The sequence below is a fragment of the Microbispora sp. KK1-11 genome, from assembly GCF_006874435.1.
GTDB lineage: Bacteria > Actinomycetota > Actinomycetes > Streptosporangiales > Streptosporangiaceae > Microbispora > Microbispora catharanthi.
The window spans coordinates 178,436-190,606 of sequence record NZ_VIRJ01000001.1; the positions used below are offsets into that span (position 1 = coordinate 178,436).

Here is a 12,171-nt window from a genome sequence, read left to right on the forward strand (position 1 = left end):
CGGTCCGCGCTAATGTGTCCCCCAGCGTGAACTCAGGAAAGTAAAGGGCAGACCGGCCACAAGGTTGGTGCCGGTCTCACCCAAGGGTCAATTGGAAAAACCGCCCAGGAGAGGAACTCTTGGGCTTCATCTGTGGGGTAGGCGATCCGTGAGTCCGACCCGCCGTACGACACGGCGACCGTGGGCACGCCGCCGGTTGCCCGGAGCCGCCGCCCTGGCGCTGCTGGTGGCGTCCGGGACGGCGTGTAGCAACCAGGCGATCGATCAGTGGTCCCGTGGGGGCATGCCGGAAGGTGTCACCAAGCAGGCCGACATCGTCCAGACGCTCTGGAACGGGAGCTGGATCGCGGCTCTCGCCACCGGTGTGGTCGTCTGGGGACTGATCCTGTGGGCGTGCATCTTCCATCGTAAGAAGAAGAACAGCCCCGATCAGCTGCCTCCGCAGGTGCGCTACAACCTGCCGATCGAGATCCTCTACACGGTGGTCCCGGTCATCATGGTCGCGGTCTTCTTCTACTTCACGGCCCGCGACGAGACCGAGATCACGCGGATCACCAAGGCCGCCCCGGTCAAGGTCGCCGTCGAGGGCTACCAGTGGAGCTGGCGCTTCACGACCGAGTACCAGGGCCAGAAGGCCGTGGTCGCGGGCGTGCCGGTGGACCTCAGCAAGCAGAGCCCGGAGAACCCGCAGGGTCCGCAGCTCGTGCTGCCGGTCAACACCCAGGTGCAGTTCGACCTGCACTCGCCCGACGTCATCCACTCGTTCTGGGTGCCGGCGTTCCTGTTCAAGCAGGACGTCTTCCCGGGCAACGTGCACAACCACTTCCAGATCACGACGCTCAACAAGACGGGCGTCTTCGTCGGCCGATGCGCCGAGCTCTGCGGCACCGACCACAGCAAGATGCTGTTCTCCGTGAAGCTCGTGCCGCAGGCCGAATTCGACCAGTACATCAAGAGCCAGGCGGGGAGTGCGCAGTGACCGCCATCCAGGAACCGGCCGGCATCGTCGCCCGGCCGTACACCAAGGGCACGGTCATCGCCAAGTGGCTGTCCTCGACCGACCACAAGGTGATCGGGCACCTCTACCTGATCACGTCGTTCGTGTTCTTCCTCATCGGCGGCCTCATGGCGCTGGTGATGCGGGCCGAGCTCGCGCAGCCGGGGCTGCAGGTCGTGTCGAACGAGCAGTTCAACCAGCTGTTCACGATGCACGGCACGATCATGCTGCTCATGTTCGCGACGCCGCTGTTCGCCGGCTTCGCCAACGAGCTGATGCCGCTGCAGATCGGCGCCCCTGACGTGGCGTTCCCCCGGCTGAACATGGTGAGCTACTGGCTCTACCTGTTCGGCAGCACGATCGCCGTCTCCGGCTTCTTCACCCCGAACGGGTCCGCGTCGTTCGGCTGGACCGCGTACGCGCCGCTGTCCAACGCGGTGACCTCGCCGGGTCTCGGCAGCGACCTGTGGGTCATGGGCCTGGCGCTGTCCGGTCTCGGCACGATCCTCGGCGCGGTGAACTTCATCACCACGATCCTCACCATGCGCGCCCCCGGCATGACGATGTTCCGGATGCCGATCTTCACCTGGAACATCCTGCTGACCAGCATCCTCGTGCTGCTGGCCTTCCCGGTGCTGGCCGCCGCGCTGCTCGCCCTGGAGGCCGACCGCAAGCTGGGCGCGCACATCTTCGACTCGCCCACGGGCGGGGCGATGCTGTGGCAGCACCTGTTCTGGTTCTTCGGGCACCCCGAGGTCTACATCATCGCGCTGCCGTTCTTCGGCATCATCACCGAGATCCTTCCGGTCTTCAGCCGTAAGCCGATCTTCGGGTACATCGGCCTGGTCGGCGCGACCATCGCCATCGCGGGCCTGTCGGTCACCGTCTGGGCGCACCACATGTTCGTCACCGGACAGGTGCTGCTGCCGTTCTTCTCGTTCATGACGTTCCTCATCGCCGTGCCGACCGGTGTGAAGTTCTTCAACTGGATCGGCACCATGTGGCGGGGACACCTGTCGTTCGAGGCGCCGATGCTGTTCGCGGTCGGCTTCCTGGTGACCTTCCTGTTCGGCGGTCTGACCGGCGTCATCCTGGCGTCGCCCCCGCTGGACTTCCACATCAGCGACACCTACTTCGTCGTGGCCCACTTCCACTACGTGGTCTTCGGCACCGTGGTGTTCGCGATGTTCGCCGGGTTCTACTTCTGGTGGCCCAAGTTCACCGGCAAGATGCTGAACGACAAGATCGGCAAGCTCCACTTCTGGCTGCTGTTCTTCGGCTTCCACCTGACTTTCCTGGTGCAGCACTGGCTGGGCGTCATCGGCTTCCCCCGCCGCTACGCCGACTACTCGGCGGCCGACGGCTTCACCGACCTGAACATGGTCTCCTCGGCCGGCGCGCTCCTGCTGGGCCTGTCCACCCTGCCGTTCTTCTACAACGTCTGGGTGACGTGGCGTAAGGCTCCCAAGGTCACCGTGGACGACCCGTGGGGCTTCGGCGGCTCGCTCGAGTGGGCGACCTCCTGCCCGCCGCCGCGGCACAACTTCCTGTCGCTGCCGCGGATCCGGTCCGAGCGCCCGGCGTTCGACCTCAAGTACCCGCACATCACCGCCAAGCCGGAGCTGGTGGAGGAGTCCCGATGAAGATCCAGGGATGGATGTTCCTGCTCTGCGGCATCTTCTTCGCCGCCGCGGACGTGGTCTACTGGTTCTGGTCCAAGGAGCCGACCGGCACCACCGCCATGGCGATCTCCGTCGGCCTGGCCCTCATGATCGGTTACTACCTGCTGTTCACGGCGCGCCGCATCGGCGACCAGCCGGAGGACAACAAGGAGGCCGAGATCAGCGACGGCGCGGGCGAGATCGGCTTCTACAGCCCGCACAGCTGGTGGCCGCTGTTCGTGTGCCTGTCGGCCGCGCTCACGTTCTTCGGCTTCGCGGTCGGCTGGTGGCTGTTCTTCATCGGCCTGTTCTGCACGGTCATGAGCATGATCGGGTTCGTGTTCCAGTACTACCGGGGCAACTTCTCGCACTGAGTGCGTGAACCCCGCTGGGCGGCCGGTCGGCGATCTCGCCGACCGGCCGTTCGCGTTCTTTGCCGGCACGCGGTCCCCTGACTGCCCGAACGGTACGCCACCAGGGAATAACCCCCGGAAAGCGACGCTAGGGGGACGGACGTGCGTGCTGGTGCGGGGGCGCTGGCCCTTCTCGTGATGGTTGCCGGGTGTTCCACGTCAAGCGGGCGGGACGAGGATCGAGGCTCCGGGACGGCGATCAGCATCAGCCCGATCGACGGCGCCGCCGACCTGCCGCCCGAGCTTCCGATCCTGATCGGCGCGGCGGGCGGCAAGCTCACCCACGTGGCCGTACAGGCCGCGGGACGGCCCGTGGCGGGCGTCTTCAGCCCCGACCGCACCCAGTGGCGCAGCGAGCGTCCCATGGCCCCGGGGACGGCCTACAGCGTCGAGGCGACGGCCGCGGGCCCCGGCGGGTCGGCCACCAGGACCGTGCGCTTCGCCACGAAACAGGCCGCCAAGACCTTCGGCATCTCCACCCTGCTGCCCAACAAGCAGGACACCGGCCTGACGGTCGGCGTCGGCATGCCGATCATCATCACCTTCGACAAGCCGGTCACCGACCGCGTGTCCGTCGAGCGCAACCTGATCGTGCAGGCGTCCAAGCCCATCGACGGCGCCTGGCACTGGCTCGACGACAAGAACGTGGTCTTCCGCCCGGAGAAGTACTGGCCGACGTACACGAAGGTCCGCGTCACCGCGCGCCTGGCCGGCATCAGGGGCGGCGAGGGCATGTATGGCAAGCAGGACTACGTAAGGGACTTCGAGGTCGGCCGCTCGCAGATCAGCGTCGCCAACACCCAGACCCACTACATGAAGATCGAGCGGGACGGCAAGCAGATCAAGAACATGCCGATCAGCGCGGGCATGGGCGGCGTGATGCGCCACCACACCACCAGCGGCATCCACGTGGCGATGTCCAGGGAGGACGTCACGGTCATGACCTCGCCGGACGCCGGCCCGGGCCAGGCCGGCTACTACCAGACCACCGTCTACAACACCGTGCGCATCTCCAACAGCGGTGAGTACGTCCACTCGGCGCCCTGGTCGGTGGGCGACCAGGGCAACTCCAACGTGAGCCACGGCTGCGTGAACGTCAGCCCGGAGAACGGCAAGTGGTTCAAGGAGAACACCCTGATCGGCGACCCGATCATCGTGACCGGAACGCCGCGCAAGCTGGAGGCCACCAACGGCTGGAGCTACTGGCAGGACTCCTGGCCGGAATGGCTCAAGCGGAGCCGCCTGCGCGCGGCTCCCGCCGAGGCCCTCTGAGCGGCTTTCCGCCACCGCGTGGGGCGCTGCGTGTCTCGTGGCGGCGGAAGACCGCCCAGCACACCGCCAGGGCCGCCGCGAACGCCGGCAGCCAGGCCAGACGGGCGGCGATCCAGCCGGGATCGCCGGCGACGGTGTGCAGGCCGGGCAGCGCCCCGCCCGCGGCCTCGGCAGGCCACAGGGCTCACCGAGCGGGGGGGGGGGCCGAGGTGCTGACCCTCGTCGGGCGCGACCTGTCCAACGCGGAGATCGCCGCCGAGCTGTTCGTCAGCGCCGCCACCGTCAAGACGTACGTGACGCGGCTGCTCGCCAAGCTCGGCGCCCGTGACCGGGTGCGGCTGGTCCTCATCGTCTACGAGACGGGCCTCGTGTCACCGACCGGCTGAGCGGGAGAGCGCCCCGATGAGCGAGGCGGGGAACACGGTGGATGTGAGCGCCCCGATGAGCGAGGCGGGAAACACAGCGGCCCGGCCGGGGGAGTGGTTCCCCCCTGCCGGGCCGCTTCGTGCCGGTCGGTCAGGTGCCCGTCAGTGGAGCTCCTTGCGGTCGCCGGCGCCGACGCCCGCGTGCTCCTCTTCGTGGGCCTCCTCGTGGTGGCCGTCGGTCAGCGGGACCCGGTCGGTTCCGTACGCCTGGCTCATCTTGGCCCGGAGCCGGCCGATCGCGCTGCGGGCGCCCTTGGGCGGGATGCCCTCGCCGTCCTCGGCGCTCTCGAGAACCGGGATCTCCTTCTTGCCGCGGATGTGCTCGGCGATGTCCTCCGCCGGCGGCGTGTGGACCTCGATGTACTGGCCGTTCGGCAGCCGCTTGATGACGCCGGACTCCACGCCGTGGGACAGCACCTCGGCGTCCTTGCGCTGGAGGCCGATGCACATCCGGTAGGTGACCCAGTACGCGATGGCCGGGCCGACGAAGATGGCGATCCGCCCGAACCAGGTCGTCGTGTACAGGTCGACGTGGAAGTTCGCCGAGAGTTCGTCGTTGGCGCCCAGCAGCCACAGGATGCCGTAGAACGTCATGCCCGAGATGCCGATCGCGGTGCGGTGCGGGTTGTTGCGCGGCCGGTCGGCGACGTGGTGCTCGCGGCGGTCGCCCGTGACCCACTGCTCCAGGAACGGATACAGCGCCAGGCCCGTCATGACGAGGCCCAGCGGCACCAGCGCCGGGATCAGCACGCTGAAGGTCACCGTGTGGTCGAGGAAGTTGATCTCCCACGACGGCATGAGACGGAGCGCGCCCTCCAGGAAGCCCATGTACCAGTCGGGCTGGGAGCCGGCCGAGATGTCCGCCGGCGTGTACGGCCCGAACAGCCAGATCGGGTTGATCTGGGCGAACGTGCCGAGCAGCGCGATGACGCCGAACGTGAACAGGAAGAACGCGCCCGACTTGATCATGAAGGCCGGGTAGAACGGGGCGCCCACCACGTTCTTGTCGGTCCTGTTCTTGCCCGGCATCTGCGTGTGCTTCTGCACCCACATGAGGATCATGTGGGCCGAGACGAGCGCGAGCAGGATGCCCGGGATCAGCAGGATGTGGATCGAGTAGAACCGCGAGATGACGTCGTGGCCCGGGTACTCGCCGCCGAACAGGAAGAACGAGACGTAGGTGCCCACGATCGGGATCGACTGGGCGACGCCCTGGGTGATCCGCAGACCCGCGCCGGAGAGCAGGTCGTCGGGGAGCGAGTATCCGGTGAGGCCCTCGAGAAGCGCCAGCGAGAGCAGGAGGATGCCGATGATCCAGTTGAGCTCGCGCGGCTTGCGGTATGCCCCGGTGAAGAAGATCCGGAGCATGTGCACAGTCATGCCGCCCACGAACAGCAGCGCCGACCAGTGGTGGATCTGCCGCATCAGCAGACCGCCACGGACGTCGAAGCTGATGTGCAGCGCCGAGGCGTAGGCCTCCGACATCTTCACGCCGTACAGCGGGGCGTAGTTGCCCGTGTACGTGACCTCGCCCATGCCCGGCTTGAACCAGAACGTCAGGAACGTACCGGTCAGCAGCAGGATGATGAACGAGTAGAGCGCGATCTCCCCCAGGAGGAACGACCAGTGGTCGGGGAAGATCTTCCTCAGGTTGCGCTTGAGGAAGTTCCCCGCGCCGATGCGGTCGTCGATGAACGTCGACGGGCCTGCGATGGCCTTCGGGGGAGCGTTCATGATGCGTTCTCCCTAGCTTCGGCTTCGGCGTCGCCACGCTCCCAGAAGCTGGGACCGACGGGGACCTTGAAGTCCGACTTCGCGACGAGGTAGCCCTCCTCGTCGATTCCGATGGGGAGCTGCGGCAGCGGCCGGGCGGCGGGGCCGAAGACGACCCTCGCTCCGTCCGCCGCGTCGAAGGTCGACTGGTGGCACGGGCAGAGGATGTGGTGCGTCGTCTGCTCGTAGAGAGCCGCCGGGCAGCCCACGTGGGTGCAGATCTTGGAGTAGGCGACGATGCCGTCGTGCGTCCAGTTGAGGTTCGTGCCGGACTTGAGCTCCTCCGGACGGAACTTCAGCAGGATCAGCGTCGCCTTGGCCAGCGCGTTCAGGTCCTCCTCGTAGCCCTCGGGAACCACGGAGAGGATGCCGCCGGGAGAGTTGAAGTCGGCCGCGCGGATCGGCTGGCCGGAGCCCTCGACCACGAGGCGGCGCGGCTTGCCGTCCTTGGTGGGCTCGCCCCAGACGGTGTGCCTGAGCGCGGTCCCCGGCAGCGGGCCGAGGTCCTTCAGCAGCACCAGCGGGGCGAGGCCCAGCGGAGCGGCGGCCAGCAGCAGCGTGCGGCGCAGCAGCCTGTGCTTGACGAACCCGCTCTCTTCGGCGCCCTGGAGGAAGGTCTCCTTGACGTACTCGCGCGTTTCGTCGTCGGAGCGCATCTCGTGGCGCTCCTGGACGAGGTTGTACTTCGGCATGATCTGCCGCACCCAGACCGTGAGGCCCGCGGCCAGCGCCAGCAGGGCCAGGGCCAGGGTGCCGCCGAGTGCGAGGTTCGACGTGGCCGTCTTGTTGATCGAACCGACCTGGAAGATCACGTACGAGGCGATGAAGCCGGCCCCGGCCAGGAAGGTGATCAGGAACAGCAGCGCGACGAGGCGCTCGGCCTTGCGGGCCTTGACGGGGTCCGGCGGGATCACGCCGGGAACGCCCTCGGGCGCGTGGATCGGGTCGCTGTCGACGATCGGCGCGTCTGCGGGCGGCGTGCCGAGGACGCGCGTCCGCACGCGGCCGCTCTCGGGGTACTCGTTCTGCTCTGTCATGCCGCCCGTCGCTTCTTCGCTGTGATCCAGATGGAGGCCAGGATCAGGAGGCTGAGACCCACGACCCACGCTACAAGACCCTCGGTGACGGGGCCGATACGGCCCAGACCCGAACCGCCCGGGTCGACCTGCGACCGCACGTGGGTGATGTACGCGATCATGTCGCGCTTCTGCTCCGGCGTGATCGTCGAGTCGTTGAACACCGGCATCGCCTGCGGGCCGGTGGCCATCGCCTCGTAGATCTGCGTCGGCGTCGCCGGGTTCAGCGGCGGCGCGTACTTGCCGTAGGTCAGCGCTCCGCCGGCGCCCACGAAGTTGTGGCACTGGATGCAGTTGGCGCGGAAGAGTTCGCCGCCCTTGGCCGGGTCACCCTTGGCCGGGTCGACCTGCTCGGCGCTGGGCACCGTCGGGCCGCCGCCCAGTGACTGGACGTACGCCGAGAGCTGGTCGACGGCCTCGTCGGTCGCCCACTCCGCGCGCGGCTTGCGCGGGGCCTGCGGGCCCGCGTCGGCGGCGGGCATGCGGCCGCTGCTCACCTGGAAGTTCACGGCGGCGGCTCCGACGCCGATGAGCGTCGGAGCCTTCTTGGTGCCCTCGGCGTTCATGCCGTGGCAGCTCGCGCAGTGCGCCACGAAGAGGCTCTTGCCCTGCGCCACGTCGTCGGCCTTGCCGGACGCGATCGCGGCGTCCGCGGTGCTGCCGTTCGGCGCCGCGAGCGCGTAGCCGCCGCCGAGCAGGCCCAGCGCGAGCGCCAGGACGGCGACTCGCGCGAGGGGATGGCGCCGTCGGGCGGTGATGGAGTTCACCGAAATCCCCGTTCCGATCATTTGATGATGTAGATGGTCGCGAAAAGGCCGATCCAGACCACGTCGACGAAGTGCCAGTAGTAGGACACGACGATCGCGCTGGTCTGCTGCTCATACGTCAAGCGCTTCGCGGCGTACGTACGTCCCAGGATGAACAGGAACGCGATCAGACCACCCGTCACGTGCAAGCCATGGAAGCCCGTGGTCAGGTAGAACACCGAGTCGTACGGGGAGTGCGAGAGGATGTGCCCCTCCTCCGCCAGGTGCCCGTACTCCCAGAGCTGTCCGCCCACGAAGAACGCACCCATCAGGAAGCTTACGACATACCAGAATCGCAGCTTCTTGACCTGGCCTTTCTCGACGGCCCACACGCCCAGCTGGCACGTGACGCTCGAAAGGACCAGGACGGTCGTGTTGAAGGTCGCGAACGGGACGTTGAGGTCCGCCTCGGGCCAGTGCGTGCCCTGCCCCAGGCTGACCGACCGGATGGTGAAGTACATCGCGAACAGCGCCGCGAAGAACATGAGCTCAGAGGACAACCACACGATGGTCCCGACCTGAACCAGGTTCGGCCGGCTGGACCCGTGCGGTCTCGTCGTCGTAGTAATTGCGGATGCTGTCGCCACGCCCAGCATTATTGCGGCTCCCCAGGTCGGGTCGCCCCACGACCCCCCGCTAGGGTCCATACGCGCCTACGAAACGGGCATGTCATAGCAATTGCCCCGGGGCTGCGAGCCGTGCAGCCGCGCCGGTAGCATCACGATGACCATACCCCGCGATTCGACAGTGAGCGTGAAATGAGGGTTCTCGTCTACAGCGACGACGCAGGCACCCGCGAGAAGGTGCGGCTGGCCATCGGGCGGCGCCCCGCCGCAGACGTGCCCCTCGTCGAGATCGTCGAGTGCGCGACCCAGCCGGCCGTGATCAAGCACCTCGACTCCGGCGACATCGACGTGGCCGTCCTCGACGGCGAGGCCCAGCCGGCCGGCGGAATGGGGGTCAGCCGGCAGGCCAAGGACGAGGTGCACAACTGCCCGCCGATCCTGCTGCTCATCGCCCGCAGGGACGACCGGTGGCTGGCCAACTGGTCTCGCGCCGACGCGGTCGTCGCGCAGCCCATCGACCCCGTCGTCCTCGCCGAGGCCGTGGCCGACCTCATGCGGCGCCGCCTCAGCCTCACCCGGGCACACTGATCCGGGCACACTGATCCGGGCACATCGTCTCCGGGCCCTGGAACCCCGGGCGCCGGCACCGGGCGCGCACTGACGCCGGGCGCCGTCGCCCCCGGTCCGGGGGCCCACGTGTCACGCACCGGCCCGCCCGGGCCGGGGCACACGCGGTACCTGACTCACCGGGACCCGGTCGTCACCGGGCCGTGGCTTCACCCGGGCACGCCGACGCCGCCCAGTCGCACCTGACCGCCGACCCGACCCCACATCGAATCCCGCGGAGCCCACCATGGACACGCGCACCACCTGGCCCTCCACGCTGAACGCCCTGCTCGCGGGTGAGAACCTGACGGCCGACGAGACGGCCTGGGTGATGGGGGAGATCATGTCGGGGTCGGCCACCCCGGCGCAGATCGCCGCCTTCGCCGTCGCCCTGCGGGCCAAGGGCGAGACCGTCGCCGAGGTGACGGGCCTCGTCCGCACCATGTTCGAGCGCGCGACCCCGCTCGCGGTCGAGGGGCCGGTGGTCGACATCGTCGGCACCGGCGGCGACCGGGCGCACACCGTCAACGTCTCGACGATGGCCGCGATCGTCGCGGCGGCGGCCGGCGCCCGGGTCGTCAAGCACGGCAACCGGGCCGCCTCCTCGCTGTGCGGCGCGGCCGACGTGCTCGAGCACCTGGGCGTCGCCCTCGACCTGTCGCCGGAGACCACCGCCAGGGTCGCGGTGGAGGCCGGCATCGCCTTCTGCTTCGCGCCCGTCTACCACCCCGCGCTGCGCTTCACCGGCCCGCCACGCAAGGAGATCGGCGTGCCGACGGTGTTCAACTTCCTCGGGCCGCTCGCCAACCCCGCCCGCCCCGCCGCCCAGGCAATCGGCGTGTTCGACGCGCGCATGCTGCCGGTCATGGCCGGGGTCTTCGCCGAGCGCGGCGTGTCGGCGCTGGTCTTCCGGGGCGACGACGGCCTGGACGAACTGTCCACCGCGGCCCCGTCGACGGTCTTCGTCGTCCGGGACGGCACCGCGACCCAGACGACGATCGACCCGGCGGACCTCGGCATTCCCCGCTCCCAGCCGGGCGACCTACGCGGCGGCGACGTCGAGTTCAACGCGGCGGCGGTGCGCGACCTGCTGCGCGGCAAGACGGGGCCGGTGCGCGACGCGGTGCTGCTGAACGCGGCGGCCGGCCTGGTCGCCTACGACGGCCCGGGCGACGACCTGGCGGGCGACCTGCGCACGGCGTACGCCCGCGCGACCGAGGCGGTCGACTCGGGCAGGGCCGCGCAGACCCTGGAGCGCTGGGTCGAGATCAGCCGCGCGCTCGGCGGTAAGGCCTGATCGCGCTCCTGATCCGGATCGCCTCCACCGCTGGAGGGATCAGGCGTCCGCCTTGATGGGGACGTGCCGGGTTCGGCCTGAGCCGTACCGTTCCCGCCATGATGCGCCTGTTCGCCCTTCGCGTCATCCACCGATGGGCCGCCTTGGCCCGCGGCGGGATGGCCGTACTCGCCGCCGGCCTGCGCGGCGCGCTCTCGGCCGGTTCTCACCCCGGCGGGGTCTCCCCGGGACGGGACCGCGGCAGGGGCGGCCGGCAGGTCCGGGCGGAGGGCGGGAACGGCGCGCGGCCCGGGCGTCCCGTTCACCCCGGCGCCGAGGACGACGTCGTCTGGGAACGCCTGCGGATCGCCTCGGAGCTGCACGACCTGGTGGCCCACGACCTGAGCGTGATGACGCTGGGCGTGGGAGCGGGCCGGGTGATCATGGACAAGGACCCGGAACGGGCGCGGCAGACCTTCCGCGAGGCCGAGGAGTCGGGCCGCAGAGTCCTGTCCGACCTGCGCCGGATGATGGGTCTGCTGCGCATGGACGGGCAGCGCCGCGGTCCCCAGCCGGGCCTGGGCGACCTGCCCGGGCTGTTAGACGACTTCCGCGCGAGCGGGCTCGCCGTCTCGTTCACCGAGGTCGGCGCCCGGGGGAGCGGCCCCACGCTGGAGCTGTCGGCATACCGCATCGTGGAGGAGGCGCTGGGCAACGCCCTGTGGTACGGCATGGCCCGCACGGCGACGGTCACGCTGCGGTGGCTGCCCGCCGTCGTCGAGGTCGTCGTCCACGACGACGGGCTGCCCCGCGACCGGCTCGTCGGCACCTGGGAGCGCGCGGCGCTGTTCGGCGGCTCGGTCGCCGCGCACCCGCTTCCCGGCGGGTTCGAGGTCCGCGTCCGGCTGCTGCGTCCGGCCTGATCCGCCGCGTTCCGCCCTGCCCGGCCGGGCGGGATCAGTCCGCGTCGGCGAGGCCGATGGAGAAGGCCGCCTCCAGGTCGTGGCGGGAGTAGGTGCGGAAGGCGATGTGCGTCTCGGTGTGGCGCACGCCGGGCACCTTGTTGACGCGGCCGGGCACGACCTCGGCCACCTCGTCGTAGCGGCCGACCCTGACCATGGCCAGCAGGTCGAACTCGCCGGTGATCGAGTACACCTCGCTGACGCCCTCGATCTCGGCGATGGCCTCGGCGACCTCGGGGATCCTGTCGACGTCCGCCTTGATGTGGACGATCGCGGTGACCATTCGCGTCTCTCCTGCTGTCTCGCGGCTCGGGTCTGTCGCCCCCGACCTTAGTGCC

The 12,171-nt window shown here is 69.2% G+C and carries 13 protein-coding genes; 8 read left to right on the forward strand and 5 right to left on the reverse strand.

All coding sequences use genetic code 11. The annotated features are described in order from the left end of the window. The first annotated feature begins 283 nt into the window (after window positions 1-283). The 5 genes from coxB to FLW16_RS44330 all read left to right on the forward strand — a co-directional run bounded on the left by coxB (window position 284) and on the right by FLW16_RS44330 (window position 4,729). Window positions 284-979: a cytochrome c oxidase subunit II gene (coxB, locus tag FLW16_RS00840; RefSeq protein ID WP_260614736.1), complete on the forward strand. Its 696-nt coding sequence runs from the start codon at window positions 284-286 to the stop codon at window positions 977-979. Further along, on the forward strand, window positions 976-2,640 hold the full coding sequence (gene ctaD, locus FLW16_RS00845; protein WP_260614737.1) for a cytochrome c oxidase subunit I: 1,665 nt from the start codon (window positions 976-978) through the stop codon (window positions 2,638-2,640). The genes coxB and ctaD overlap by 4 nt, the downstream gene beginning before the upstream one ends. Continuing rightward, a complete protein-coding gene (locus FLW16_RS00850; protein ID WP_139578199.1) occupies window positions 2,637-3,032 on the forward strand; it encodes a cytochrome c oxidase subunit 4 in 396 nt (131 codons plus the stop codon). Before ctaD ends, FLW16_RS00850 begins: the two co-directional genes overlap by 4 nt. A 141-nt stretch (window positions 3,033-3,173) precedes the next feature. Beyond that, window positions 3,174-4,343: an Ig-like domain-containing protein gene (locus FLW16_RS00855; protein ID WP_142556567.1), complete on the forward strand. Its 1,170-nt coding sequence runs from the start codon at window positions 3,174-3,176 to the stop codon at window positions 4,341-4,343. Window positions 4,344-4,552: 209 nt separating this feature from the next. Beyond that, entirely contained in the window at window positions 4,553-4,729 is a 177-nt protein-coding gene (locus FLW16_RS44330) for a response regulator transcription factor (RefSeq protein ID WP_396684599.1), read from the forward strand. Between the two features lie 141 nt (window positions 4,730-4,870). Here the strand turns inward: FLW16_RS44330 and FLW16_RS00865 are convergent, their stop codons facing one another. The 4 genes from FLW16_RS00865 to FLW16_RS00880 are packed head-to-tail and all read right to left on the reverse strand — an operon-like array spanning window position 4,871 to window position 9,019. Next, complete coding sequence (locus FLW16_RS00865; protein ID WP_142556572.1) at window positions 4,871-6,502, reverse strand: ubiquinol-cytochrome c reductase cytochrome b subunit; 1,632 nt, start codon at window positions 6,500-6,502, stop codon at window positions 4,871-4,873. Beyond that, entirely contained in the window at window positions 6,499-7,578 is a 1,080-nt protein-coding gene (locus FLW16_RS00870) for a ubiquinol-cytochrome c reductase iron-sulfur subunit (protein WP_142556574.1), read from the reverse strand. Before FLW16_RS00870 ends, FLW16_RS00865 begins: the two co-directional genes overlap by 4 nt. After that, window positions 7,575-8,384 carry a c-type cytochrome gene (locus FLW16_RS00875; RefSeq protein WP_142556576.1) on the reverse strand — a complete coding sequence of 270 codons (810 nt, stop codon included), beginning with the start codon at window positions 8,382-8,384 and terminating at the stop codon, window positions 7,575-7,577. The genes FLW16_RS00870 and FLW16_RS00875 overlap by 4 nt, the downstream gene beginning before the upstream one ends. A gap of 17 nt (window positions 8,385-8,401) precedes the next feature. Then, entirely contained in the window at window positions 8,402-9,019 is a 618-nt protein-coding gene (locus FLW16_RS00880; RefSeq protein WP_030508904.1) for a heme-copper oxidase subunit III, read from the reverse strand. Between the two features lie 162 nt (window positions 9,020-9,181). Here FLW16_RS00880 and FLW16_RS00885 point away from each other — a divergent pair, with 162 nt between their 5' ends. The 3 genes from FLW16_RS00885 to FLW16_RS00895 all read left to right on the forward strand — a co-directional run bounded on the left by FLW16_RS00885 (window position 9,182) and on the right by FLW16_RS00895 (window position 11,794). Continuing rightward, on the forward strand, window positions 9,182-9,577 hold the full coding sequence (locus tag FLW16_RS00885) for a response regulator transcription factor (RefSeq protein WP_079313344.1): 396 nt from the start codon (window positions 9,182-9,184) through the stop codon (window positions 9,575-9,577). Between the two features lie 265 nt (window positions 9,578-9,842). After that, window positions 9,843-10,892 (forward strand): anthranilate phosphoribosyltransferase, encoded by a 1,050-nt coding sequence (trpD, locus tag FLW16_RS00890; protein ID WP_142556578.1) that lies wholly within the window; start codon window positions 9,843-9,845, stop codon window positions 10,890-10,892. Between the two features lie 98 nt (window positions 10,893-10,990). Beyond that, window positions 10,991-11,794 carry a sensor histidine kinase gene (locus tag FLW16_RS00895; RefSeq protein ID WP_142556580.1) on the forward strand — a complete coding sequence of 268 codons (804 nt, stop codon included), beginning with the start codon at window positions 10,991-10,993 and terminating at the stop codon, window positions 11,792-11,794. 34 nt (window positions 11,795-11,828) lie between these two features. On the opposite strand, the gene FLW16_RS00900 is transcribed toward FLW16_RS00895, so the two are convergent. Further along, the gene (locus FLW16_RS00900; RefSeq protein WP_079313341.1) at window positions 11,829-12,116 is read right to left on the reverse strand and encodes an Lrp/AsnC family transcriptional regulator; all 288 of its coding nucleotides are present in this window, start codon (window positions 12,114-12,116) and stop codon (window positions 11,829-11,831) included. Window positions 12,117-12,171 lie beyond the last annotated feature (55 nt).

Bases quoted from the DNA above. Each gene is read 5' to 3' on its own strand.
- FLW16_RS00865 (WP_142556572.1), bottom strand. From the start codon at position 6,502: ATGAACGCTCCCCCGAAGGCCATCGCAGGCCCGTCGACGTTCATCGAC.
- FLW16_RS00885 (WP_079313344.1), top strand. From the start codon at position 9,182: ATGAGGGTTCTCGTCTACAGCGACGACGCAGGCACCCGCGAGAAGGTG.
- trpD (WP_142556578.1), top strand. From the start codon at position 9,843: ATGGACACGCGCACCACCTGGCCCTCCACGCTGAACGCCCTGCTCGCG.
- FLW16_RS00900 (WP_079313341.1), bottom strand. From the start codon at position 12,116: ATGGTCACCGCGATCGTCCACATCAAGGCGGACGTCGACAGGATCCCC.
- FLW16_RS00850 (WP_139578199.1), top strand. From the start codon at position 2,637: ATGAAGATCCAGGGATGGATGTTCCTGCTCTGCGGCATCTTCTTCGCC.
- FLW16_RS00880 (WP_030508904.1), bottom strand. From the start codon at position 9,019: ATGCTGGGCGTGGCGACAGCATCCGCAATTACTACGACGACGAGACCG.
- coxB (WP_260614736.1), top strand. From the start codon at position 284: ATGCCGGAAGGTGTCACCAAGCAGGCCGACATCGTCCAGACGCTCTGG.
- FLW16_RS00870 (WP_142556574.1), bottom strand. From the start codon at position 7,578: ATGACAGAGCAGAACGAGTACCCCGAGAGCGGCCGCGTGCGGACGCGC.
- FLW16_RS00895 (WP_142556580.1), top strand. From the start codon at position 10,991: ATGATGCGCCTGTTCGCCCTTCGCGTCATCCACCGATGGGCCGCCTTG.